Source organism: Aneurinibacillus thermoaerophilus, assembly GCF_900099925.1.
GTDB classification, from domain to species: domain Bacteria; phylum Bacillota; class Bacilli; order Aneurinibacillales; family Aneurinibacillaceae; genus Aneurinibacillus; species Aneurinibacillus thermoaerophilus.
On sequence record NZ_FNDE01000010.1, the window covers coordinates 63,168 to 87,978 of the forward strand.

Sequence of the window (24,811 nt, forward strand, 5' to 3'; positions counted from 1 at the left end):
AACGTACATTTATTTAGTTGTATAGAAAAAGCGCGATACAATGAGTCCAATAACGCCAAGACCAATGAACAAAACAGCACGGACAAGAAGCGACAGAAACGGTAAATCAAAGAAAATTGCTTTCAGCAGTGTTATAATAAGCAGCGCCATTCCCAGGCGGCGCAGATCTTTGTTGGCGCTTCTCGCACCATAAAGAATTCCTGCCACTGCATACAGTGCCCAAACTGTAGAAATAGCTAGCTGCATTATTTCAAACGACATCTCACGCATGACCGCTCCGGTAATTTCCGTTAAAAAAACAAGCAACAAAAATGCATAACCTACACCCATTATGCGTAATACTTTTTCTTCCTTAAATAGCCTCTTCTGCTTAAGCAGTTTATATAACCAGGCTGCCGTAATGAGCATAACACACCAGTTGAACGTCACTGATGAAACGACAAATTCAATATCACGCGCAATGGTTACCATCAGACTGAGACCATAAATAAGGCCACCAGTAATTTGCTGTAACTTTGACTGCAGGACAATCCCCAGATACAATGCCAGCGTTCCTTCCAACAGTATCATTATCGTCTCATTTTCGTTTTCCAGTACGTACAGTATATAGCTTGCTAGCGCGAAAGAAGCGATCGATATGGCAACGGCCGCTTTCTTCCGGTTTCGTCCCAGCAAAGCATAAGCTATGCTTCCATACAACACAAATATGCCAAGCAGCATCCATTCTACCTGTACTTCAGCAAATGCGATGTTCAGCCATACCGTTGTCAGTACAAATGTAGTAAACAGCATACCTGTCTGACTGCGCATGTACACGGTTTGTCGCAGGAAAAACAAAAGCAGGGCTGCATGCTGAATTATACTGCCAACCGCAAAAGTACTTCCTTCTTCGCCTCCAGTAATGATGAAAAAGAGAAAGAAAACAATCTGTAACAGAGCTGCCGACGTGTAATACAAAACGAGATATTGCTTTCGTATTGCCACATATAAAAACGTGACGTACAATGCTATCTCGTATGCAACAAAAAACAAAGAATTCGGATTATGGCTTTCTACAAGAAACGGAATAAATACACCGGCTAGGGATGATAGCACAGCCAGCGCCTGTGACCGATGGCGATACGATAAAAAGACACCGCCCGCGATCCAGATGATATTGAGCGGAAAGGCTAGGGAAGCTGGGATAAATCCGTACAGCATATGCATAGCAAATGTCGTCAGTATCACAATACAAATGGCAGCTCCTAACAAAACCTGGCCAAGCCCGGTTCGTTGATGCTTCATTTGACGACTCCCCATCCAGAGGAGCCACCCGGATACGATAAAACCAAGCACAATACGCACAGGTTCGGTAATGTATCCTCGATCAATCGAAGCTTTAAATGCCCAAACAATGCCGACCAGTAGCACGATGACAAAGATGCGTGGCAGCCAGACACGACCGATAAGTGTTTCCCAGTCTGTCGGCTCTTTTTTCTCTGACACCGTGTGCGATTTCACCGCAGGCGAAACGTTGTTTATCCCAGTCAGTGTAGGTTTTTGGGGCTGAAGGGCCGCTATTTTTCGTTCCAGCTGCGCCACGCGGGCCTCTAACTCGGCAATTCGTTGTTCTTGATCCATACATTTCCTCCTTTTTCATTTTTGATATAATCATTTTTTTCAAACAAAACAAATAGCGCGTGGTTGGTACCGGCATAAGGAATAAGATTCATATTTGTTCCTCCCATTCATTCTAAATTTTGTAATCCATGCGGCATTTTCTTTATTGATTGCGGTATTTTCTCTATTATGGAATAGATCATAAGATTCTCACAAGAAATAAAAATATATATTTTAATTATTTGGTAAATATGGATGATATAAAAAATTAGATAAGAGAGAAGATACGATAAGTAAAAATACATGAGATGCAGAATGATATGACAGCAAAATTAGTTATGTATCTCAAATTCGGAGAAGATACGGTAACACTACTTCAACCGCAGGGTATTGATCAAAAGACATCGGATGTATATTATATGGTTGGATTGGTTCGTTGATTTGCTTTATCGTCGTTTCTATTATGCTATGAGCACTCAGAACGTATATACATAAAGCATAAAGAGATATAGCGATGGGAGAGAAGAATGGAACGAATAAAGAAATGGATAGGTATCCTATCTATCATGTTCGGGCTTTTCATTATGGCGTTACTGTTTACTTACAGAACGGATTATGATACCCCGACACCCCCTAGGATAGATAGGTACGAGAAAGTTAAGCAGTATGAACCTATGTTACGAGCTGAATTAAGAAAGTATCATTTGGAAGAATATACACTTACGCTGCTTGCCTTGATGCATCAGGAAAGCAGAGGGGAAGGAGGCGACCCAATGCAGGCATCAGAGTCGGCCGGTCTTCCACCAAATACAATCAATGATCCTGCCTGGAGCATCCGACAGGGGGTAAAACATTTTAATGACGTTCTTACGTACGGAACAAAAAAGAAAGTCGACTTCCCTACTGTTATACAGGCGTATAATATGGGGAAAGGATACATTGACTTTATAGCTGCACATGGTAAGAAGCATACGGAAGAACTGGCAAAGCAATATTCCGCAATTCAGGTAAAAAAAGAACCTAATGTCTACAATTGTGGAGAGGATCGCAACAATTTTCGATACCCCTATTGCTACGGTGATTTTTCTTATACTACAAAAGTCTTGCAAAAGCGAGAACGTATAAAAAATACAATGGAAGCAAGTTGAGAACGATTCAAATACTCCTATATGAAGGGGAGTATTTTTTTATTCTAAAAATGTAAGATACGTATCATGAAAATAATGATAAAATGACAAAAGAAGCGATTAAAAGTAGCACAAAACTTTATCGACTTACCGATCATGGAAAAAAGCGCGGGCATTGCCGCTTCGTATCAAATTCAGCCGCAGGCAGAAAGTATATATGGCGATCTATGCAGTGCTTTTGCTTGTGTTTGGCATATATAATACTTTTGTTTTTAGTAGTTATGTGACAGGAAAAAAAGCGATTGAACTGTCTTTCCCATTGCATAAAGGAACTTATTATGTGCTCCAAGGTGGCAATCATGTGCAAATGAATAATCATAATGCCTATCCGTCGCAAAAGTATGCCTTGGATATTGTGAAATTGAATACGCTTGGTATGCGTTCGAATGGCATATATCCAAAACAGCTTGATCGATACATGATTTACGGTGATGAAGTGATAAGTCCTTGTACCGGTAAAGTGCTGAAAGTAAGAAATGATGCACCTGACCTCATGCCACCGGATATGGATTCTGAAAGACCGGAGGGAAATTATGTCGCTCTTGTGTGTGAAAATGAAGAAGCAGTGATCTATATGGCACATATGCAGGAAGGCAGTGTTGCAGTGAAAGAAGGGGAAGTTGTACAGGAGGGTCAACCGATTGGACGAGTGGGCAATTCCGGAAACACGACAGAGCCGCATCTGCATATCCATGCAGAAAAAGATGGAGAAGGCATTCCGATCAAATTCAATGGCAAATTTCTTGTAAGAAACAACATCATTCGATGAAGAACCAGAAGCACTCCATTCCATATTCCTATTCTATTTTTTATATAAATATTTTACCAATTTGTCATTTAGAGATGAAGTATATCAGACCTTAAAAAAAGCTATTATAATGTTGAAGTTAGAGCCGGGGCAACGTTTGAATGATAAGGAACTAGCCGAAGACTTTGGAATAAGCCGCACCCCAGTTAGAGAGGCGCTTAAACGTCTTGAAGATGAGGGTCTTGTAGAATCTGTTCCCGGTTCCGCTACCCGTGTAACGCCATTAAAACCAGAGGAGGCAAAACATGCATTTACTGTCGTAGCAGCCTTACATTCTTTAGCTGCTCGACTTGCGGTTCCTTTGTTAAAGGATTCAGATATAAAAATGATGGAGGTAAGTAATAATAATTTAAAGGTTTCACTTGAACAAAACGATATTATTCAAGCTATTCAAGCAGACGAGTCCTTTCACGATGTTTTTTACGGATTAACCCCCATTACTTGGACACAAACAACCTTATTCATCTTTTTTCGTACCCTTTGTTTTGAAATATATAATATAATGACATTGGACAATTTAAAAACAATAGGAGAGCGATAAAATGAAGCGTGTTTGTGTCTTTGCTGGATCTAATCCCGGAACTCATCCTGAGTATAAAGAATCTGCCATTCAGCTCGGGAAAGAGTTGGTAAAAAAAGGAATTGAGCTAGTATATGGTGGCTCAAATATCGGACTTATGGGTACGATAGCGAATACGGTATTAGAGCAAGGTGGTACCGCTATAGGCGTCATGCCTACAAACTTGTTCCGTGGAGAAGTGGTTCATCAGAACCTCACTCATCTCTATGAAGTAAAAGATATGCATGAACGAAAGGCCAAGATGGGGGAGCTTTCCGATGCGTTCATTGCTCTTCCTGGAGGATATGGAACATTTGAAGAAATTTTTGAGTTTGTTAGCTGGGGACAACTAGGAATACATAATAAGCCTGTAGCAGTATTAAATGTAGAAGGCTACTACAACCCTTTAATGGAGATGATTGCAAAAGCGGTAGAAGGAGGTTTTATGCCTTCGACACATAAAGAGTTTATTATTTGCGAAAGCGACCCAATAATTCTCCTAGAGAAGATTCGTACATACAAGCCACCTGTGAAGACAAATAAATGGAGTGAACTGGAATATAATAAAAATAAATAAACATAGTGAATAAGAGTCAGCCGCTTTAGGAATTTAGGTGGATCGTTCAGAACCCCTCACTTTCCCTCGACCATATGCATTCAAATCAAAAGCGCCGCCGCACAAAAAACGGGGGGCGCTATTTACTTTTTAGGAAAGTTGTTGCTTCAGTTTTTCCAAAAGCGTCATCTGGCTCCCCATTAAATCTGCAATGGATGTTTGCATTTTTGGTTTTTCCCGCGTATATACCCACTGGTCTTTCTGCATCATCTGCATGACCTTAAATGTTGCCATCGCGTCGTCAAGGGCACGGTGCGACTGTGCCGTTTCAGCCAATCCGTATTTGTCTAAAGCGTACCATAGGCCAGGTGTGTCTTTATGCCCATAGTAGAACTGGTATGCTTTGGACAAATCCAGCCAATCTTCCAGCATTACGGAAAAAGGGAATTTTATATTGTGTTCCCGACAATTGCGGCGTAATCCCTTCATATCCAAATCGCCCCATGTAACAAGCGTTGTCTTCTCCCGTATGTATTGTGCAAGCAGTTCGTCAATCATTGCTTTAAATTCGATGCCTTCCATAACGTCTTGTTGCGTAATTCCAGTCAGCTTGATACATTTCTCGCCCAACTGGGGAAAGAAGACAGGAACGACCAGCGAGGAAAATGTATCGACAATTTCATTTTCCTCAATGATAACCATCCCCACTTCTATGACCTCATGGAAAAAGCCTTTCGGAGCTTCTTTTTTGTCAAACGTTGTAAATTCAAAGTCAATGAACATATACCGTTCTTTCATCTGTGCCCCCCATTTTTCTTTTTCTTCTTTTCATTCTATTTTTAAACAGAAAATCAGTCAATTCCTGGGCGCTGTACACATATGGATAAAGAGGACATATTGGAGAAGGGAGAATCATTGTGTTTCGTCCACATGATCTAGTATTTCTTTTTTGGTTTCTTTGTTTCTTTGCAGTTGCCTATTGGCATTTGACAAATGAACCAGCTAAGCTGCAACAAGGTATACCCAGTGATACTGTTACTGCCTATGTCTATAAAGTAACAAAAGATAATACAATTCTGGCTATGATAGATGGAAAGAGCTATACTGTTCGCCTGCAAGGCATAATGATTTCCACAACACGAGAAGCGAGGTGGTTTTTAAAAGAAAAGGTCACCGGTCAGCAAGTTGCGCTCGAATATGACGAACAAGCAAGAGATGAAAAAGGAAACATTCTGGCTTACGTGTGGCTGAGAGGAGAAATGGTAAATCACACCATGGTTGCAAAAGGCTACGCGCGCGCTTTTCAGACGCCAGATCAAACAATGTACATAAAAGTTCTTAAACAGGCACAAAAGTAAAATAATACTGCGTATAAACTTAACCCTACTATTTTCAACCAACTTGCACACTGTTATAAAGGGGGGCGCTTGCTTGCGATTCCGCACAGTCTTCAGTGGCCACAGAATTGGCACCTTTGGTAAAAGGAGATGGGCTGGGAAAAGGTGACGCAGAACCGACAGTATGGAATCTTATAGACGAGAACGGTACGATTCAGAGGTGCATAAATCAAAAAATTCTCAGTATCATGGGCACGAGCCATGGTGCCATACATAAGGTAATGAGCGCTGCCATAATCATGGATAAACTGGAAATCGTACCTGTAATGGAACTAAGTTCAAAAGCTTTTGAAGTACCTGCACCATGCGCTCCTGTACCAAGAAGTACGCCTCGGGCAATCTCATTCTCAATCCGCAGTAACCGGATGATAATCGGCCCAATAACTGTGCCGAGCAATCCGGTCATAATCACAAATACGGCTGTAATAGTAGGTATACCGCCAATGCTTTCAGACACATCCATGGCAATGGGTGTGGTTACGGAACGTGGGATCAGACTATTAACAATTTGCGTATTTAGATGTAGCACTTTAGCAACACACAATGACGAAACAATGGCTATAACCGAACCTGATAGCACGCTGACAATAATTTCAGTCGCGTGCTTTTTTAATATATTGAAATATTTATAAAGTGGAACAGCGAATGCAATGGTGGCCGGTTCAAGCATATTACTTAGCCATTTTGCGCCTGTATTGTATGATTCATACGAGATATGAGTCAAAAATAAAAAAGCAACGATAAATAATGGTGTCGTAAGCAGGGGAGACAAATAGACTTTCGGTTTATGCTTATAACACCACTTGGCTCCCCAGTAAAGGCTCATTGTGAAAATGAGGCTAAAAAGAGAAATCATCATGAAGGTTTTTGCTCCTTTCTTTCTGCGATTTTTTTTGCTACTAGCCCTGTGCAGGCCATGACAATGGCCGTGCTGAAAACAATGACCATGGTTACATATACTCCGTCATTTACCAAAACACTTTTATATTTTATAATTCCAACAGCCGATGGAATGAAGAATAGCAACAGCTCTGCCAGTAACCATTTTGCGCCCAATTCAACCCATTCTAGCCGGATTATTTTTGTTTGTAGTAAAGTAAAAATGATAAAAATACCTAAAATGCTGCCTGGTATTTTTAAATGAAAGAAGTCGACTAATTTGTTCATGACCAGTGAAAAGACGCACAAAAGAGCAATTTGCCCCGCACCTTTGAGTAGGGTTGTCACTTCTCTTCCCTCCTTTCAGTGAAAAGTGTACATTATTTGTTTTCATAGGTAAAATGCATATATAGAATGTATACTATTCCTTTTATCTATAGTTAGAAAAGGAGATATGAAATGGATATACGGCATTTGCAATGTTTTTTGAAGGTGGCACAGTGCAAAAGCTTTACGAAAGCTGCCCAGGCTTTATACCTCACGCAACCAACCATTAGTAAAATGATTAAAAATATTGAAAAGGAACTAGGGGTTGTGCTGTTTAATCGTTTAGGAAAACAGGTAGAATTAACAGATGCCGGACAGATTATTTTTGCTCAGGCGCAGGATATTGTAAACTCATTTTACAATTTGTCGTCCGAGCTGGATGATCTGATGAATTTGAAAAAGGGGCATATTCGGATTGGATTACCCCCGATGATCGGGTCAAGTTTTTTTCCTAAAGTGCTTGGAAAGTTCCGTGAGCAGTATCCGGATGTTACAATTCAGCTTGTAGAAGATGGTGCAAAGAAAGTAGAAGCGGATGTTGAAAATGGTGTACTGGATATCGGGGTTGTGCTATCACCGACAAATGAGGAGGTGTTTCATTCATTTTCGCTTGTGAAGGAGAGGTTGATGTTACTTGTCCATCCATCCCATTCATTGGCAAATAGAGAAGCGGTATCATTATGCGAGCTAGCACAAGAGCCGTTCGTTTTTTTTCGCGAAGATTTTGCTCTCCATGATCGAATTATCGCGGAGTGTGTGCAGGCAGGGTTTCAGCCACGCGTGATATATGAGAGTTCACAATGGGATTTTATTAGTGAAATGGTGGCAGCTAATTTTGGCATTGCTCTTCTTCCGGAACCGATTTGTCGTGAACTTGATGCGGATCGGATTCGGGTTCTGCCGCTCATTGAACCGATCATCCCCTGGCATTTAGTCATGATTTGGCGCAAAGATCGGTATCTTTCGTTTGCGGCACGAGAATGGATTCGGTTTACCCAGGACCTTTTTGGAAAAAGGAAAAGGAAATCAGTGTAGGGAGGTTGGAATACCAATCCCAGTAGCAATACGGACAGGTTTACCAGGCTCTGTTTTTATTAAATAGTTGACCGATTCATAGAATCATACACAGGTGGTGAAACCATGGAAAACAAGACGGTTATAGATCATGCAGAACGCGCTGTTACCTTTCACTTTCCGCCGCAGCGCATTATTTCACTTTGCCCGTCGCTGACTGACACGCTGTTTGCACTCGGATTAAAGGAAAAAATCGTAGGACGTACACAGTTTTGCATCCATCCGGCCGAGCAAGTAAAGAACGTCAGGCGTGTAGGTGGAACGAAACAAATAAAAATGGATGTAATTAAAGAATTACAGCCGGATCTCATTATCGCGGAAAAAGAAGAAAATCCAAAAGAAATGGTTGAAGCGCTGGCTGAGCGCTATCCGGTGTATGTAACAGACGTAGAAAATTACACGGACGCCCTACGAATGATTCGGGATTTGGGTCAAATCACAGGAACAGAAGATGCTGCCCAACACATTATCACGCGAATTGAGACAAATTTTGCTTCGCTGAAGCCGACGCGGGATGTGCGTGTCGCCTACCTTATTTGGCAGAAACCGTATATGGCAGCAGGCAACCATACGTATATTCATTCGCTGCTTGAAAAATGCGGTTTTGTAAATGTGTTCCGAGACTTTCCGGGGCGTTACCCGACAGTGATGGAGGCAGATTTGCGTGAGGAAGCGCCTGATTTTATTTTTCTTTCTTCCGAACCGTTTCCTTTCAAAGAGACGCACCGAAATGTTTTTCATGAACAATTTCCTGATAGCGTGCCGCTTTTGGTAGACGGGGAGATGTTCTCATGGTACGGTGTCCGTATGATAAAAGCGGCACTATATTTCAATACATTAATTCATACCATTGAACAACAACGCAAATAGCTCACATGACCACAAACGACATTACATTTTCTTGATTTTTTAGAATTTTTTTCTTTTTTCCTCGTATGCTCCATGCTATAATAAAAGAACAAGAATGTTTGATGGCAAAAGTAAATATGTTAGAACCAAAGGACAGGCATTCTTGTTCTCTTCCTCTTTTTATCTTTTTGTGACAAGGAATCTGCAAATGGACACATTTTTCCTCCTAGTTCTTTATTCATTTATCTATTAGTAAATTTTGCTTATACCACAATGATAATCTCTGTTATTTTAGAACGATTCTTTGAATCTGGGTTGTCAAATGTTTCCGTATTTCCTTCTTTATAGAGTGAAGGGAGGGGTGAAATGGAAAAATATCCGTTCGTGTACAAAGAATCGTATCCAGATCTTGAAGCGATATTCACCGCATTCCTTATACAGCATAAACATGAACTATCAAACCGGGTAATCGACAGCTTTTTAAGTAATACGGAATATTATAAACTGTTTGTCGATGCCGTCTGCATTCCAACTCTCCATCACCGCAAAAAACTTGACGAAGCCTTCCAGCAATTTTTCACCGAAATACGTCTTATTCATTACATCTCCAAACTTATCTCACGGGTTTCCAGGGATTGTTATCTGAAAGAAAAAAAGCGGCACTCTTATTCGCTTGCACCATTTTGTGACATCAGCTTGGATACGAACAGACCGGAGTATGAGGTGGCAGACAAAGAGGAAGAGGTCATCGATATTGTCGTGCGCAATACGCGACATCTACTGGAACACGTATCAAATCCTTCGCTGTATAAAGCTCTACAGCAATTGACCCGCAGGCAACTGGATATTCTTGAATTGCATTTTTTACATCATTTGACGCATACGGAAATTGGACAAGTTCTTGGCATTTCCCGACAATCCGTCGCCAAATCTTATAACAAGGCCATACGTACTTTGCGTTTATTCTACAAAGAGGGTGAGTGCGTTGGAGCCGAGCGAATGGATTAACTTTATTCGTCAGGTTGGCTTTCCAATCGCGGTGACATTTTATGTGTTGCTTCGCCTTGAGAAAAGTTTCCAGCAACTATCTGAAAATGTGCAGGACATGATCGATGAAATGAGAAAGAGGTGAATCCCCGTGGCGACATTATACGAACTGGCCCATAAAGCGCGAGAGAATGATCCGGAAGCATTATGTGCCATTCTTCATCTCTTTGAACCGAAAATCAAAAAATCAAGCCGTTTTATTCCATTTCGAGACAGGGATGACGTCGAACAAGAGGTGAAAACGGAAATTGTCAGGGCGCTGCGCCGCTTTGATATAAGCGCGACACCGGGCTTTTGGGAATTTATTGAAAGCCTGAAACCTGGCGAATGCTTGTCTGATACCGTGGACAATGACCATGTAAATAAACTATGAAAGGGGAAACACGTATGAGCAAAATGTATCTATTTCCAACTGTTGTAACCGAGGTCAAGGAGTATACCCGTGAGATTCCACAAGGTGTGGAAATGATTCAGGCTCCGGCAGAGTGGGAAAGTGCCCGCTATGGGGAAGGGGTTGTTGTTGCTGTACTCGATACCGGTTGCCAGCTTGACCATTCTGACTTAAAAGACAATATTATCGGCGGCAGAAATTTCACGACCGATTATAACGGAAATCCTAACCGTTATGAAGATAACCATTACCACGGTACACACGTCGCGGGTACGGTAGCCGCAATCTTAAACAATAAAGGTGTAGTCGGGGTTGCCCCGAAAGCTAGCCTGTTGATTTTAAAAGTATTATCCGCAGATGGTTCTGGTGACTATCAGTGGATTATTGACGCGATCGAATATGCGCTTCAGTGGAGAGGACCGAACGGGGAACGCGTACGTATTATTACAATGTCGCTTGGTGGTCCCGAAGATTCACCTGAATTGCATAAAGTCATTGTGAAGGCTGTCCGCCAGCAGGTGCTTGTCGTCTGCGCGGCAGGAAACGAAGGGGACAACGACCCCGACACACCGGAACTTTCCTATCCTGGTGCTTATAATGAAGTCATCCAGGTAGGAGCCGTTGATTTACATGGGAGACTGGCCGAATTCTCAAATACGAACAACCAAGTTGACCTGGTCGCTCCCGGCGTGGATATTCTTTCGACATATCCGGGAAACAAATACGGAGTGCTGTCAGGAACCTCAATGGCGACGCCGCACGTGGCAGGGGCATTGGCACTTATTATTAACCGTTGCGAGCAAGAATTTGGACGCACGCTAACGGAGAGTGAGCTTTACGCGCAGCTATGCAAACGTACCGTACCGCTCGGATACGGTGCACGCGCCGAAGGAAACGGCCTGCTCAATCTGGCTGTCGCATCCCGTCTTCCCGTTCGGTAAGGAGAAGAAAAAACAAAAAATCTCCTATCCTTACTCAGGTTTTCTTTGGAAAGAAAAACCCCCGCTTGGACTGCATGCAGTCCAAGCGGGGGTTTTGTATTTGGGAATCGACGATAGCTAACGTTATTAGGCGTGAAAAAGATGAAGATGATTTCCACTTATATTTTTTTTAATTTTCTATACAAAGTATTGCGTCCAATACCAAGAATACGTGCAGTTTGCGAAATATTGCCGCCCGTTTTTTGTAGAGTCTCCATAATTGCATGATTTTCCAATTGCTTGAGTGAACTGACGTGTTTGTTTACATGAGGTGTATAGTCAGAAAGAATATAGGATGGAAAATGGACGAGATCAATCATTGAGCTGTCTGCTAAAAAAGCAGCTTCACGTAGTGCGCCAGTAAGTTGGCGGATATTTCCCGGCCATGCATAGTTCTCGATTAAGCGCTCTGCTGCAGGAGAAAGGGAAAGAGTTTCCTTTTGCAGTTCTTCTTGAATATTTCGTAGTAGAAAACGAGCAATTTCTAGACGGTCGGATCGTTTACGAAGTGGTGGCAACGTAATATGTATCCCCTGCAGACGATAAAATAAATCGGCTCGAAAACTGCCATCCTGTACCTTTTTCCATAAATCCGTGTGTGTTGCGGCGATAATTCGTACATCAACCCGAATTGGTTTTGTACCACCGACCCGGGTGATAGTGAAATCCTGAAGGACTCGTAGTAGTGCTACCTGCATTTCCGGTGGCATTTCCGCAATTTCATCCAGAAACAGTGTTCCACCGTGGGCTAACTCAAATTTTCCGGGATGGCCAGACTGTTTGGCTCCTGTAAAAGCTCCCGCTTCATATCCGAACAATTCGCTTTCCAGGAGACTTTTTGTAACCGCACCGCAGTTAATCGCGACAAATGGTTTTCCTGACCGAAGACTTGCCTGATGAATCGCCTGACTAACCATATCCTTTCCGGTACCGCTTTCACCGGTAATCAGAATTGTATAATCGGTTGCAGCCGCCTTTTTTGCGAGGTGAATCGCGGTCTGAAAGCTTCTGTCATTACCATATAGATTAGCAAATGTGCAGGGAGTTCTGAGTGATGTCGCCTGTTTTGAATTTCGCTTTTCAAGCGGTGCGTTAAAATGGGGACGCATATCAATCAATACTGAGGCCATCCATCTGCTTTGCTCCTTTGTTTTATCCTGAAGAGCAAAGATATCGTTTGAACAAATTTTACCATGTCTTTGCAGCAACCGTTGAACATCTGAAATGAGTTCAGAAAGATGAACATTTCCAATTGTTGACTTATCAAGTTGTAGCATCTCCCGTGCTTCCCGATTGGTGCCGGTTAAAACCCCGTCATGATTTACTGCAAGCAATGCCTGTTGGTTTTGTTTGTGTTCAGGGTAAAGAGAAATGAGTATTTGTTTATCAGAGCGATGAATGAGAATTCGATCTTCAATTTCTCTCGCAATGACATCCACCATTCCAAGGATGTGAGGGTGGTATTTCTCATGGTAACCGCTAACATTAAGCACAGCAAGCAGGCGGCCATGAGGATCAAAAATTGGTGAAGCCGCGCAGTATAGGATATGGTTTTCTTCTAGATAATGCTCCCTTCCTACTACAGCTAGCGGCTTTTGCTCAACAATTACTGTCCCTGCAGAATTGGTGCCCCGTACCTGCTCGGACCAGCAAGCGCCCTCTACTACATGAATTTTTTTTGTCTCGTTCAAAAACACCGGATCTCCCATGCTTTTCAGGATATATCCCGCTGTATCACAGATTACTACAACAGAGCCAGAAGATTTCAACCAATTAGCTAAACGTTCGAGCGTCGGTTTTATCTCCCGAAGAAATGCTTCTTTCTGTTCCCTGTACTGTTTAAATTCAGAGGCTCCAAGGATTGCATCCCTGGCCACCGCTGGATCTACGTTGTACATTCGGCTTCGTTCCCATGACTTTTTTAACCATGTATTAATGGGTTCCGGCATTTCTCTCACCTCTTAATTTAAAATAAGCATCTCATTTAAAAAGATTTTATCATAATATTCCGTATTTTTGGGTGATTCAAGTCCGAATGTATGTGTGAATTATCCCTTAATGAAACGTGGTGTTAGGAAATTTCTGTTTTACGCAATGATACGAACTCAATGTTTCGATAGATTAGAAGGGTATCCTGTTCCATAATGACACAATTGTTCCGTTATGGAACAATACGATGCCTTTAGGATTCCTTGAAAAGAAAACGTTTTCTCTTGGCATGGAAAATGCATAAAAGCGTATAACAGAATCATCAAAAAATTATATAAATTTATATGTTAGGAGGAATGCAGATGGAGAAAATAGCTACAGTCTCCATTGACCCACGTGTAGAGGATTTTCTGAAGGGTGAGCCGAAGAAATTATTTATTGGAGGGGAATTTGTCGAATCACTTTCTGGTAGAACGTTTAACACGATCAATCCAGCTACAGGCGAAAGAATCGCTTCTGTATATGAAGCGGATAAGGAGGATGTGAACCGGGCGGTAGAAGCTGCAGAACGTGCGTTTAAAGGTTCTTGGTCAAAAGTTACACCAAGCGAGAGGGGAAGAATGCTTTGGAAGCTCGCTGATTTAATAGAGGAGCATGCGGAAGCATTGGCCCAGCTCGAAACACTTGATAACGGCAAGCCGATTCGCGAGGCACGTGCCGTGGATATTCCGCTTTCTATCGATCATTTTCGTTACTATGCTGGTTGGGCAACAAAGATAGCTGGAGAGGTAATTGATAATTCAGTAGGCAGAAACATGTTTACGTACACGCGCCGTGAACCGGTTGGCGTGGTTGGCCAAATTATCCCATGGAACTTTCCGCTGCTAATGGCTACATGGAAGCTGGGCGCCGCCCTGGCAACAGGAAATGTAGTGATTTTGAAAAGTGCTGAACAAACACCGCTTTCTGCGATTTATTTGGCGAAATTGATTCAGGAAGCCGGCTTCCCGGAGGGAGTCGTTAATATTATTACAGGCTACGGACCAACGGCTGGAGCAGCGATTGTTCAACACCCGCGTATCCGTAAAGTTGCGTTTACGGGATCAACAGAGGTCGGGAAGCTAATTATGCAACAGGCGGCAGGTAACTTGAAGCGTGTATCGCTTGAACTCGGCGGGAAATCACCGAATATTATTTTCCCGGATGCTGACTTTTCCAAAGCAATCCCCGGGGCCTTAATGGGAATTTTCTTTAACCAGGGGCAAGTATGCTGCGCAGGTTCACGGCTATTTGTGCACAAAAAAGTGTTTGATAATGTGTTGTCCGATATGACAAGCTATGCATCCAAACTTAAGCAGGGAGCCGGCATGGATGAATCGACTCAAATTGGTCCGCTGGTATCAGAAGAGCAGTTTTCGCGGGTATCTAATTATTTGCGGAAAGGGATCGAAGAAGGGGCTAATCCGCTCACCGGAGGACAGCCGCTGGAAGGAGCCGGATATTTTATACCGCCAACCATTTTTGCCGATGTTCAAGATCATATGACAATTGCTAAAGAGGAAATTTTTGGGCCGGTTGTCGCTGCCATGCCGTTTGATGATGAAGAGCAAATTGCTGACGTAATCCGGCGTGCGAACAATAGTGAGTATGGGCTCGCTGCGGGCGTATGGACGACGGATGTACGAAAAGCGCACAAGGTTGCTCATGCGCTGGAAGCAGGAACCGTTTGGGTAAACTGCTACAATGCGCTCGATGCGGCCGTGCCATTTGGCGGCTATAAACAGTCCGGCTTTGGTCGTGAAATGGGGTCTTACGCGCTTGAATTATATACACAAGTGAAGTCTATCTGGATGAATCTTGATTAAACATGCTTCATTTATTCTTGAGGATTTAATGTAATTATACGATTTAATAAATAGAGGAAACCATCCTCTGCCCATTTTTACTGTTTAAAGTATCAGGCTGTTCCACCTGCAGGAAGTTCGTTAGCTCTTCCCGCATAATGAGTGCAAGCTTTTCTTTCATAAAATTTCGAAATAGGGATTTCAACTGATTTGATAAATCGGAATGAGGGATACTAGATATAGTAGGGTTACTCTTCTTTTATGGGATCTGGACAATTCCGAGGGTACCCTACTTTTTTATTGCCTTAAAGACTCTAAACACAAACTTTCCGGTTAATGAAAATAAAATTTTGAAACGGGTTTAGAATCAGCATAACAAGATTAAGGGTTATACGTTTCGCTTCGTTTCTTATAGTTAAAATCATGTATTATGATGGTAATGACAATGCCAAAGAAAGAAGTCACAAGTATTCCGGCTCCTACACTGAAGTAACCTAATTCTATACGAAAACCTAAGGGAATTAAGATAAGACCAATAACAAAAGAAACGATTTGAAACAAATTAAGAAAACAAGAGATAAAAAAAGGTACGGCACCCATTAATAGCCCCATATTTATTGGAGTCATAATAAACCCTCCATTTCATATGTATCATTTTGCTCTTATTTTCTAAGTGAGAAATGCCAAAAATGAATTATCATATTTTATCAGAAAAAGGGTATATTGGTATATTAATGCAAAAATTAAAACAGGTAAGAATTATAAGTTATTCTGGATTCTTATCAGTAGAGCTAGATCATTTCGTCATTCACTGACTATTCTTCCTGAGGCTCCTATGCAAAATGAAAGGTCAAAACACCAATTTATTCCTTTTTTTAGAACAAAAAAACGTAGACAGAAAAAAGAAGGGGATGTACTGTCTATTATAAGGGGAGATATAGATGGGTAACTTATGTAAATGAAAAGATCAGTTTTGTTAGATAAAATATATAATATAAATAAGACAATAGGCTTATAGTAAAAGTAAAGGAGTTTAAGTAATGGGAAGAATTTTTTTTGGGAAGTTTGGAAAGGATAAGCCGGAGCAGATAGAAGAGAAGTTCTATGCTGCTGGTCCAGAGGGCAATCCTTGGTATGGAGGGATTAAGCCGGGAGATTATGTTTTTCCGATTTTTAATTCTAAGATTAATGTTCTTTGGAAGGTAAAGGGCTATGGTTAGAAGCCAAACAAAATTCATAAGGAAGATAACTGGGTCGTCTTATTTGATGAAGTACATATATTTGAAGAACCTGTGAGTGTTCAAAAATTTATTAAATATCCATACTTTGAATATGACATTAATTTACTTAATAAAATATCTAAGGCGACTATGGGGTGTGGTTTTTTCGAGATAAAACTTTCACCCAATGCACCTGATAATCCAACCCGCTATAATTTTCAATATGAAAGAAAAATATTTATTACCTTAGAAAATACTGCAATAGATACTAAAGAAAATGATATAAATATTATCATTAACCGTGAAACACAAATTGTAGGTATAAAAATATATCAAAATGGGGCTTGGCATCCTTATTTTCCTCTTCAAAATTTATACAACGAAAAAAACCCAACAAAATATTCGTTAAATCAGTTATTAAAGTATGCCCAAGAAGATATAGCTCCAAATAAGGAAAAATACATTAAAAGTGTCCTTTCAGAGCTAGAAGACAAGGGTTATTTTATTGTCGATAATCCTATTCAGCTTTATGACAACATATTAGTTGGGAGAAGAAAAACACCTAGAACTTCATCCGTAAACGATATTAGTAATCCTAGGGAGGGAGAAGATCTTGAACATGATGATGTAGAAGAACATTTGGAAGAATTAGAGGAGTACAAAAAATATGCGGATTTATTAGAATTTAGCCCTAACCTCATTCTCTATGGTCCACCGGGTACAGGTAAAACTTATGCTACAAAAAAGATTATTGAATGTTTTGAGACTAAACGAAATGGCAAATACGTGAAGTTTGACACTGTTTTGAAAGAAGAACGTGTTAAATTTGTAACTTTCCATCAATCATATTCATATGAAGAATTTATCGAAGGAATTCGTCCTCAACTCAGCAATGAAGATAACACTGATCTTAAATACAAGATAGAAGATGGTATTCTAAAAGAATTTGTAGAGTCTGCATCTACTCAATTATTAAAAGCAGACATACACTCAAATGACATTCAGTTAATACGTGATTCTTCAAAGGTATGGAAAGTGTCATTGGGACATCGAAGCAGTGATGATGTTTATAATGAATGTAAGACAAAAAAAGTTATTGCTGTTGGTTGGCTCAGCAATCAAGATCTAACAAATTTCTCATATGAAGATATATTTACAAGTTTAAATAAAGAAAGATCTTATGATGAACCTGAGCCGCTTCAGGATGCAAGTAGTTTAGATAATCTAGTGAATCAAATGAGCATTGGGGATATTATTCTCGTCTATGATGGTCCAACAACTATTCGGGATATAGCAATTGTAAAAGGTGATTATAAATACAATCCCAAAATGATTTATCCTCACACAAGAGAAGTAGCATGGTTGAAAGAGTTTGAGGAACCAGTAGATATTTTTGAACTTAATGGACGGAAAAAATTAACGTTAAAAACAGTGTATGAACTACCAAGAATATCTATTTCTGATATTCTTAAGCTGGTTCACGTAGAGGATAAAGAAAAACAACACGTTTCTTCAAATGATATTAAGCCTTATTATCTAATAATTGATGAAATCAATCGAGGAAACATTTCTAAAATATTTGGAGAATTAATTACGCTAATTGAAAAAGATAAACGAAATAATGTAAGTGTTACGTTACCTTATTCTAAAAAGTCTTTCACAATCCCTGAAAATCTATATATTATTGGTACGATGAATACAGCTGATCGTTCAATAGCGATGTTGGATACAGCATTAAGAAGACGTTTCGCATTTCTTGAAGTTGAACCTGACCCTACAATTTTTATCAAACCGTATTTAAATATAAGCGCAAGGGTCAATCATTCAATAGAATTAGACAAATTATTAGATGCTCTGAATAAAAAAATTCAAAAGCATTTAGATAGAGATCATCGAATTGGGCATGCCTATTTTATGGATATCATTACTCTAGAAGATTTATATAAAACATGGTATTATAAAATTCTTCCTTTGCTTATGGAGTATTTTTATCAAGACTTTGAAACAATCAAAGAAATTATTGGCTCAAAATTTTTAGATGAATATGGGAATATTCATTACCTAAGTATAAAGCCCAATAATAATCAATATACTGAGTTCGAACAAGCCATTATGGCGATTTACACGGAGAAGTAAAGATGAAGCCTTCAGAAATGATTACGGTGTTTGAAGATAGAACTTGTTATGTTAATCCTACGCCAGAGCAAACTAAAGAGCTTCAGTCTTTTGAACGGATTTGGGGTAGCCAAAATTTTATTGTACGTTCAGATCATCGAGTATTGTTAAAGAAATATGTTGGCTTTGTGGCATCTAAAAATTTACAAATACAAATTCTTCCTAAAATTTTCCGGGATGGTGAATCAAGAGAAATAGAGGCAGAGAAGGAGCATTCTATACAATTATTGTTTCGCCTTCTTACTTACTCAAACTATTTAAAGGTAAAAGAAATACCTACCCCAAAGATGGTTTCAAAATATCAAAATGATATTTTGGAAATTTTTATAGCGATCTTTATTAAAGAATTTCTTAACCAATTCAAGGTAAATGTTCATCGTCAATACGAGCCAATTGAAGAAAACACACAGTTTATTAAAGGGAAAATCATTTTTCAAAAATCACTGCTAAGAAATCGTGATCTAAATTATTTGCATTATGTAATATATGAAGAATTTACGGAGGATACTCTACTAAACCAGATTTTTAAAACTACTATTGAAAGACTTTTACGAATAACAAAAATAGCTGAAAATAAGAAAAGGTTAAAAACAGGGCTATTGTATCTACAACATGTCCAGACAATAAAATTAAACCAAACAATATTTGATAAGATTCGTTTTAATAGATTAAATCATCAATACCTTCCGCTATTTAATTTATCAAAATTGTTTTATTATAATGAACAAGCTGGCATGTCTAATGGGGATGAATATACATTTACATTTTTAGTTCCTTTAAATGAATTATTTGAATATACGGTTTACAAAGCTTTAAAAGGTTTAGAGGAGTATTCAGTTCTCTATCATAAGCCTCAAAAATATCTAGATAAAAAGAATAAAGCATTTATGTTAAAACCAGATATAACTATTTTTAAAGATGGAAAAGTCGAAACGATTATTGATGTAAAATATAAAAATCCTATTCATGGCATAGACGTAAATGTGTCACAAGCAGATATTTATCAAATGCTTTCGTATTCACTAGCATATAATTGCAAAAACATTATCTTAGTTTATCCGATGTTCCGTATTAATAATGGATATATAAATCCTCTTGGTAAATATGAGATTGAAACGGAAAATGGGATAGTTAAAATAACAATTATTCATGTTAATATTTGTAGGGATAATTTAGATGGAATTTTAAATGATTTAATGGAATATTTAAAAATATGATGATATTGGTTCGAGCTATAAAAAATATAAAGTGAAGACTGAATAGAATTAGTGCTGAAACTAGAACAGTTCCTTTGAGGTGACAGACCCGCTTTTTGCAAGATTTCTATAAATATCTTATGTAAACCACGTGGGTTCAGTTTTTCGCCGTTTTTATTTAAAAATACCGGTTGGAAAGGATGGGGCTGATATTCTTCTAAACTTCCCATGGCTTTATGTGCATTAATCAATTCTCTAAAACCTTATTTTATAAGGTTTTTTATTTTTATGCACTGACTTTTATGTCGTAAAATTTACGACATAAAAGTCAGTGCATAACTCCTCATTTGTCGTTACCAAGCAATAATACTCCTTTTATGAAAAATGATCGTACCGACAAACCTAACGTATAAAATAGGCATCCAAATGGTAAAAAGGGAATTGCATTTTATATAAGTGAATAATAATATAGTTATAAGATTATATAATTGGAGGCGAATATATTGGAGCGTTCTCTTGAAGAAATGATTGAGGTATTAAAACTAACTGCAGACAAAACACGGCTTACCATTTTATTACTTTTACAAGAAAAAGAATTGTGTGTATGTGATTTAGTTGAAATGATTGGTATTTCTCAGCCAGGAATTAGTCAACATTTGCGAAAAATGAAGCAGGCAGGATTAGTACAGGAACGCAAACAAGGAACATGGATGTATTATCGATTAGATGAATCGGCTCATCCGGTGGTTCAGGCTATTCTGCAGCATGCACCTTCCCTTAAAGAAAAACTGGAAGTGTATGAAAAACAAAGAAATTCGATGATGTGTGAAAGGGAAAACAACGGCTAAAAGGAAAGTGATGAAAATGATCGAAATTCCCGTTCGTAAACGGATGTCCTTTTTGGATCGCTATTTAACTCTCTGGATATTCGCAGCCATGATTATTGGGATTGGAATTGGCTATTTTTCTCCAGATTTTGTGCAAGGGTTGAATAAATATCAAACTGGAACCACATCCATTCCTTTAGCGATTGGACTCATTTTGATGATGTATCCGCCGTTAGCCAAAGTTCGTTATGAAAAAATGGGGCATGTATTTCGCAATACAAAGATATTAGGGGTTTCTCTTTTACAAAACTGGGTTATTGGACCCATTCTTATGTTTTTATTGGCCATTCTTTTTCTCCGTGATTATCCAGAATATATGGTTGGTTTAATCATGATTGGGCTTGCTCGTTGTATTGCCATGGTGATTGTTTGGAATGACCTTGCGAAAGGAGATCCTGAATATGCCGCAGGACTTGTTGCATTTAACTCCATATTCCAAGTGTTCTTTTACTCCATTTACGCGTATGTGTTTGTTACGGTTATTCCAGGATGGTTTGGCTTACAAGGCGTTGTCGTAGATATTACCATCAGCGAAGTTGCAAAAAGTGTCTTTATTTATTTAGGTATTCCTTTCCTTGCTGGTATGCTAACGCGCTTGGTATTGGTGAAGGCGAAGGGCAGAGAGTGGTATGAAAAAGTATTTATCCCTAAAATTAGCCCCATTACCCTCATCGCGTTGCTCTTTACTATTATTGTTATGTTCTCGTTAAAAGGGGATGTCATTGTTCGACTGCCACTTGATGTAATACGGGTTTCTATTCCGTTACTCATTTACTTTGTGGTCATGTTTTTTGTATCGTTTTATCTCAGTAAAAAAGCAGGGGCAAATTATCCGATTGCAACTACTCTAGCCTTTACTGCATCGGGAAATAACTTCGAGTTAGCCATCGCTGTGGCTGTCGGAGTGTTTGGTATCAATTCTGGTGCTGCTTTTGCAGCTGTCATTGGTCCTCTTGTAGAAGTTCCAGCCCTAATTGCTTTAGTGAATGCTGCATTCTGGCTTCAGAGAAAATACTTTAAAGAACAAAAAATATAAGGAAAGAGGAAATACAATAAATCCTAAGGAGAAATAATCATGACAGATAATAAAAAAATCATCTATTTCCTATGCACCGGTAACTCATGCCGTAGCCAAATGGCAGAAGGATTCGGGAAAAAATATTTAGGCGACAAGTATGATGTCTATAGCGCAGGGATTGAAGCTCACGGATTGAATCCAAACGCTGTAAAGGTCATGGTAGAAAAGGGGATCGATATTTCAAATCAGACCTCCGACATTATTGATCCAGAATTATTAAATAAAGCTGATTATGTGATAACTCTCTGTGGTGATGCAAATGATAAATGTTCAATGACTCCTCCTCATGTAAAGCGTGATCACTGGGGATTTGATGATCCTGCGAAAGCTACTGGAACGGAAGAAGAAAAATGGGCATTCTTCCAGCATGTACGTGACGAAATTGAAAAAAGAATTCAGCGTTTTGCCCAAGAAGAAAAATAAAAATTTAAGGCTGTATGGAATCATTCCTAGTATACGCAGCCTATGGTGGCATCTAAATACACAGATAAAAATAATATTTTTTTGTGAGTTATGCGTATACATTTATGTCATAAAATCGTGACATAAATGTATACGCATTAAAGAGGAATAAAGATAGTTTTATGTCAATTATGCTCATGTGTTTATGTCGCAGAATGGGGATGGTTTTATGTCGTCATATAAAGAACTTGAAGAGGGGAGAGTTATTGGGACGATTGGATTTTATTAGTTTACATAATATATATTATCGGACGTACAGTAATAACACATTTATAGACATAATTTTATCTCAAAAGTCAAGATTTCCTAATATAATGAGAAATAAGAAATAATAACACATTAATGGACAATTCTCGAACATAAATATCATAGTATGAATCTTAAAAATAAAAATAGCGTCTTAGAACGCAAATGCAGCATTTTAAGACGCCATGAAGAATTCACTTTTTATCCCTAATATCTATGAAAATCAGCTAATTTCTCCCGTTCCTGAACAATAAAATTCTAAGTCAAAGTTATAAGGTTTACTCATTCCATTTTCGCTATATGTCCCTCCCACACTGACATTCATTGTTTCACCCGCATCAAGGATTTTTCCATTGTAACCTCCTTGCCTCCAAGTTCCTCTGGAATCTGCTGATTGAGAAGAAAGAGATTTAATCCCAGTAAAACCCATTCTTCCCAAGAAATGATCGATTGTAAAAGTCCCAGTAACGGCTATTTCTCTTGAACTACTACCAAATGTGATTTGAGCGTACTTTGTCTTACTTCCGGTAGCAAAAGGTGTAATAACGTCGCTTGGTGTTTCAGGTGCTACCACAATTGACGAAGTAGCCAAATTAACCGCAAATGCTCTGTAATCTTCAGGTGACATAAAATATTCATCTTTAAACGTGTCCAAAGGGTTAATAGAAATTCCTGAATCCGGATACTGTGCAGCTACATCGGCAACAATTTTAACATATTGATTGTAAAGATCTTCTTTTTTCTCTTGAGTTAGCTCTAGCTTAGGTGCTTCTACTTCAGCTACTTTAACATGCGCATCATTTGATTCACCAGCAAGAACTCCAGTAGTTGGAAGAACTAAAGAAAATGCTAGTGGAGTTACAAGTAAAAGTTTTCGTAAATTTTTCATTGTAACATACTCCTTTTTTTCAAATTTTTAACTTCTCCTAAATATTAACATGAGTTTTGATTGTAAATAAGAGGAAAATTGTCGAATATTGTCAAGGTAATTAAAAATTCACAAAATATACAATATACACATTTTCAACTGAATGGTATTACTTACTCTTTTTTTTATTGAATATATATAAAGGTTTGTATTTAAAGTAAATTCAAAGCGTGAAACTTGGCCTTCTTTCGGAACTTACACCTTTAATCACTATACTGGATATATAAAAAACAAGCTTTCTTAATTAAATTAAGAAAGCTTGTTTATCAAAAAGGCTATAAAATTAACGGTCTTGATATTTCTAAATATTAATATCTGACTTGATAGAATCATTTTTCACTGAAAATTTTATATGATAGTTCTTAGCCAATTTTTTATTACCTATATGCTCTAAGTCTAAATCTCTATTTAAAAATAAATTGCGTGGAAATGTGATAAAAATTTATCAATTAAAATCCATATTTTTTCGGTTGTTGTTTTTTCCAGAAATCATAGTCGAAACGCTTGGTGAATTGTTCTCGCTTAGTTGAAATGTAAACCCCTCTAGCATCTTTGTAAAGCCAATCATAAAACACGCGTAGTGAATCAATACCAGTGATTGTAATGCGATACACATCTTCTTTTGTATCTAATTCTGCAACAGCGCCAAGCTCTTCTAGCTTATCCATAAGGCGTTTGGATAGAACACGGGATCCTGGACGCATAACAACTACATCTGCACCGGTTTTAAAATAAGCATCACCATCAAATACGCCTCTAGCAAAATGAGAAAAGAATTCTTCTGGTACATTGGGCGCCCTAGATTTTAACGCGCCTGAATGAAAAATGTAAAAAGTAAGTATTAAACTAGACTTGCCCAAAATTTGATACAAAATTTACCATGTAGAAAGAACCGAAGGTTCTCCTAGGCAGCTTGTAACTGATTTTTTATCAAATCCAGCTGCGTTCCTGCCTTTGCTTCATAGTAAACAAATTCGATCCAACTCTCTGTCTTTTTGTTTTGCCAACTTCGTAGTCCTGTTAAGATATCACCGTGTCCTGTTACACTGCAGAACATGGCTGTAAAAGAAAGCAATGTCCAAAACCGCTTAATTGCAACGGTACTACGTATTTGATAACCGTTAAAGGAAAAGTTGCTTTTCATGGTACGAAAATAAGTCTCAATCGCCCAACGTTTACTGTAGTACGTTAGA

The 24,811-nt window shown here is 38.9% G+C and carries 28 protein-coding genes; 18 read left to right on the forward strand and 10 right to left on the reverse strand.

Going from position 1 to position 24,811, the window contains the following annotated elements:
• Window positions 1-9: 9 nt before the first annotated feature.
• Both BLR88_RS07425 and BLR88_RS20360 read right to left on the reverse strand, forming a co-directional pair.
• On the reverse strand, window positions 10-1,620 hold the full coding sequence (locus BLR88_RS07425; RefSeq protein WP_091260324.1) for a DUF2339 domain-containing protein: 1,611 nt from the start codon (window positions 1,618-1,620) through the stop codon (window positions 10-12).
• Window positions 1,590-1,712 (reverse strand): hypothetical protein, encoded by a 123-nt coding sequence (locus BLR88_RS20360; RefSeq protein WP_257721566.1) that lies wholly within the window; start codon window positions 1,710-1,712, stop codon window positions 1,590-1,592. Before BLR88_RS20360 ends, BLR88_RS07425 begins: the two co-directional genes overlap by 31 nt.
• A 414-nt stretch (window positions 1,713-2,126) precedes the next feature.
• Between BLR88_RS20360 and BLR88_RS07430 the strand changes: the two genes are divergently transcribed.
• From BLR88_RS07430 to BLR88_RS07445, 4 genes are all read left to right on the forward strand, one after another.
• The gene (locus tag BLR88_RS07430) at window positions 2,127-2,747 is read left to right on the forward strand and encodes a lysozyme family protein (RefSeq protein ID WP_057898822.1); all 621 of its coding nucleotides are present in this window, start codon (window positions 2,127-2,129) and stop codon (window positions 2,745-2,747) included.
• Between the two features lie 154 nt (window positions 2,748-2,901).
• Window positions 2,902-3,555, forward strand: a complete 654-nt coding sequence (locus tag BLR88_RS07435) for a M23 family metallopeptidase (RefSeq protein ID WP_254778250.1) — start codon at window positions 2,902-2,904, stop codon at window positions 3,553-3,555.
• A 22-nt stretch (window positions 3,556-3,577) separates the two neighbouring features.
• Window positions 3,578-4,135: a GntR family transcriptional regulator gene (locus tag BLR88_RS07440; RefSeq protein WP_257721604.1), complete on the forward strand. Its 558-nt coding sequence runs from the start codon at window positions 3,578-3,580 to the stop codon at window positions 4,133-4,135.
• A 1-nt stretch (window position 4,136) separates the two neighbouring features.
• Entirely contained in the window at window positions 4,137-4,730 is a 594-nt protein-coding gene (locus tag BLR88_RS07445) for an LOG family protein (protein WP_057898824.1), read from the forward strand.
• A gap of 129 nt (window positions 4,731-4,859) precedes the next feature.
• Here BLR88_RS07445 and kapD read toward each other — a convergent pair whose 3' ends face one another.
• Window positions 4,860-5,507: a 3'-5' exonuclease KapD gene (gene kapD / locus BLR88_RS07450; protein ID WP_057898825.1), complete on the reverse strand. Its 648-nt coding sequence runs from the start codon at window positions 5,505-5,507 to the stop codon at window positions 4,860-4,862.
• A 119-nt stretch (window positions 5,508-5,626) separates the two neighbouring features.
• Here kapD and BLR88_RS07455 point away from each other — a divergent pair, with 119 nt between their 5' ends.
• Window positions 5,627-6,067: a thermonuclease family protein gene (locus BLR88_RS07455; RefSeq protein WP_057898826.1), complete on the forward strand. Its 441-nt coding sequence runs from the start codon at window positions 5,627-5,629 to the stop codon at window positions 6,065-6,067.
• A 208-nt stretch (window positions 6,068-6,275) separates the two neighbouring features.
• Here the strand turns inward: BLR88_RS07455 and BLR88_RS07460 are convergent, their stop codons facing one another.
• Both BLR88_RS07460 and BLR88_RS07465 read right to left on the reverse strand, forming a co-directional pair.
• The gene (locus BLR88_RS07460) at window positions 6,276-6,965 is read right to left on the reverse strand and encodes a CidB/LrgB family autolysis modulator (RefSeq protein WP_175493574.1); all 690 of its coding nucleotides are present in this window, start codon (window positions 6,963-6,965) and stop codon (window positions 6,276-6,278) included.
• Window positions 6,962-7,333 (reverse strand): CidA/LrgA family holin-like protein, encoded by a 372-nt coding sequence (locus BLR88_RS07465; RefSeq protein WP_057898828.1) that lies wholly within the window; start codon window positions 7,331-7,333, stop codon window positions 6,962-6,964. Before BLR88_RS07465 ends, BLR88_RS07460 begins: the two co-directional genes overlap by 4 nt.
• Before the next feature lie 111 nt (window positions 7,334-7,444).
• Between BLR88_RS07465 and cidR the strand changes: the two genes are divergently transcribed.
• The 6 genes from cidR to BLR88_RS07500 all read left to right on the forward strand — a co-directional run bounded on the left by cidR (window position 7,445) and on the right by BLR88_RS07500 (window position 11,614).
• Window positions 7,445-8,347 carry a cidABC operon transcriptional activator CidR gene (gene cidR, locus BLR88_RS07470; protein WP_057898829.1) on the forward strand — a complete coding sequence of 301 codons (903 nt, stop codon included), beginning with the start codon at window positions 7,445-7,447 and terminating at the stop codon, window positions 8,345-8,347.
• A gap of 105 nt (window positions 8,348-8,452) precedes the next feature.
• Window positions 8,453-9,256 carry an ABC transporter substrate-binding protein gene (locus tag BLR88_RS07475; RefSeq protein ID WP_057898830.1) on the forward strand — a complete coding sequence of 268 codons (804 nt, stop codon included), beginning with the start codon at window positions 8,453-8,455 and terminating at the stop codon, window positions 9,254-9,256.
• A 345-nt stretch (window positions 9,257-9,601) separates the two neighbouring features.
• Complete coding sequence (locus BLR88_RS07485) at window positions 9,602-10,243, forward strand: sigma-70 family RNA polymerase sigma factor (RefSeq protein ID WP_091260327.1); 642 nt, start codon at window positions 9,602-9,604, stop codon at window positions 10,241-10,243.
• A complete protein-coding gene (locus BLR88_RS18980; RefSeq protein WP_139184939.1) occupies window positions 10,221-10,367 on the forward strand; it encodes a YvrJ family protein in 147 nt (48 codons plus the stop codon). The genes BLR88_RS07485 and BLR88_RS18980 overlap by 23 nt, the downstream gene beginning before the upstream one ends.
• 6 nt (window positions 10,368-10,373) lie before the next feature.
• Window positions 10,374-10,655, forward strand: a complete 282-nt coding sequence (locus tag BLR88_RS07495; protein ID WP_236781846.1) for a helix-turn-helix domain-containing protein — start codon at window positions 10,374-10,376, stop codon at window positions 10,653-10,655.
• A gap of 14 nt (window positions 10,656-10,669) precedes the next feature.
• Window positions 10,670-11,614 (forward strand): S8 family peptidase, encoded by a 945-nt coding sequence (locus BLR88_RS07500; RefSeq protein WP_236781847.1) that lies wholly within the window; start codon window positions 10,670-10,672, stop codon window positions 11,612-11,614.
• Window positions 11,615-11,772: 158 nt separating this feature from the next.
• On the opposite strand, the gene BLR88_RS07505 is transcribed toward BLR88_RS07500, so the two are convergent.
• Window positions 11,773-13,602 carry a sigma-54-dependent Fis family transcriptional regulator gene (locus tag BLR88_RS07505; protein WP_091260329.1) on the reverse strand — a complete coding sequence of 610 codons (1,830 nt, stop codon included), beginning with the start codon at window positions 13,600-13,602 and terminating at the stop codon, window positions 11,773-11,775.
• Between the two features lie 342 nt (window positions 13,603-13,944).
• Here BLR88_RS07505 and BLR88_RS07510 point away from each other — a divergent pair, with 342 nt between their 5' ends.
• Window positions 13,945-15,447: an aldehyde dehydrogenase family protein gene (locus tag BLR88_RS07510; protein WP_057898833.1), complete on the forward strand. Its 1,503-nt coding sequence runs from the start codon at window positions 13,945-13,947 to the stop codon at window positions 15,445-15,447.
• 360 nt (window positions 15,448-15,807) lie between these two features.
• Here BLR88_RS07510 and BLR88_RS07515 read toward each other — a convergent pair whose 3' ends face one another.
• Complete coding sequence (locus tag BLR88_RS07515) at window positions 15,808-16,053, reverse strand: hypothetical protein (RefSeq protein ID WP_091260331.1); 246 nt, start codon at window positions 16,051-16,053, stop codon at window positions 15,808-15,810.
• A gap of 413 nt (window positions 16,054-16,466) precedes the next feature.
• Here BLR88_RS07515 and BLR88_RS07520 point away from each other — a divergent pair, with 413 nt between their 5' ends.
• The 6 genes from BLR88_RS07520 (at window position 16,467) to arsC (ending at window position 22,405) form a co-directional block, all read left to right on the forward strand.
• A complete protein-coding gene (locus BLR88_RS07520; RefSeq protein WP_091260332.1) occupies window positions 16,467-16,646 on the forward strand; it encodes a hypothetical protein in 180 nt (59 codons plus the stop codon).
• 72 nt (window positions 16,647-16,718) lie between these two features.
• Window positions 16,719-18,782 (forward strand): AAA family ATPase, encoded by a 2,064-nt coding sequence (locus tag BLR88_RS19950; RefSeq protein WP_091260333.1) that lies wholly within the window; start codon window positions 16,719-16,721, stop codon window positions 18,780-18,782.
• A 2-nt stretch (window positions 18,783-18,784) separates the two neighbouring features.
• Window positions 18,785-20,038, forward strand: coding sequence for an McrC family protein (locus tag BLR88_RS07530; RefSeq protein ID WP_091260334.1), 1,254 nt, complete (start codon window positions 18,785-18,787; stop codon window positions 20,036-20,038).
• A 482-nt stretch (window positions 20,039-20,520) separates the two neighbouring features.
• Window positions 20,521-20,865 carry an ArsR/SmtB family transcription factor gene (locus BLR88_RS07540; protein WP_236781848.1) on the forward strand — a complete coding sequence of 115 codons (345 nt, stop codon included), beginning with the start codon at window positions 20,521-20,523 and terminating at the stop codon, window positions 20,863-20,865.
• A gap of 10 nt (window positions 20,866-20,875) precedes the next feature.
• Window positions 20,876-21,940 (forward strand): ACR3 family arsenite efflux transporter, encoded by a 1,065-nt coding sequence (arsB, locus tag BLR88_RS07545; RefSeq protein WP_057900320.1) that lies wholly within the window; start codon window positions 20,876-20,878, stop codon window positions 21,938-21,940.
• Window positions 21,941-21,979: 39 nt separating this feature from the next.
• Window positions 21,980-22,405, forward strand: a complete 426-nt coding sequence (arsC, locus tag BLR88_RS07550) for an arsenate reductase (thioredoxin) (protein WP_091260339.1) — start codon at window positions 21,980-21,982, stop codon at window positions 22,403-22,405.
• Between the two features lie 508 nt (window positions 22,406-22,913).
• Here arsC and BLR88_RS07555 read toward each other — a convergent pair.
• The 3 genes from BLR88_RS07555 to BLR88_RS07565 all read right to left on the reverse strand — a co-directional run.
• Window positions 22,914-23,579: a hypothetical protein gene (locus BLR88_RS07555; RefSeq protein WP_091260340.1), complete on the reverse strand. Its 666-nt coding sequence runs from the start codon at window positions 23,577-23,579 to the stop codon at window positions 22,914-22,916.
• 488 nt (window positions 23,580-24,067) lie between these two features.
• Window positions 24,068-24,490, reverse strand: coding sequence for an LAGLIDADG family homing endonuclease (locus BLR88_RS07560; protein ID WP_091260342.1), 423 nt, complete (start codon window positions 24,488-24,490; stop codon window positions 24,068-24,070).
• 32 nt (window positions 24,491-24,522) lie between these two features.
• Window positions 24,523-24,811, reverse strand: a 289-nt coding sequence (locus BLR88_RS07565; protein ID WP_139184941.1) for a transposase, incomplete at its 5' end; no start/stop codon positions are given.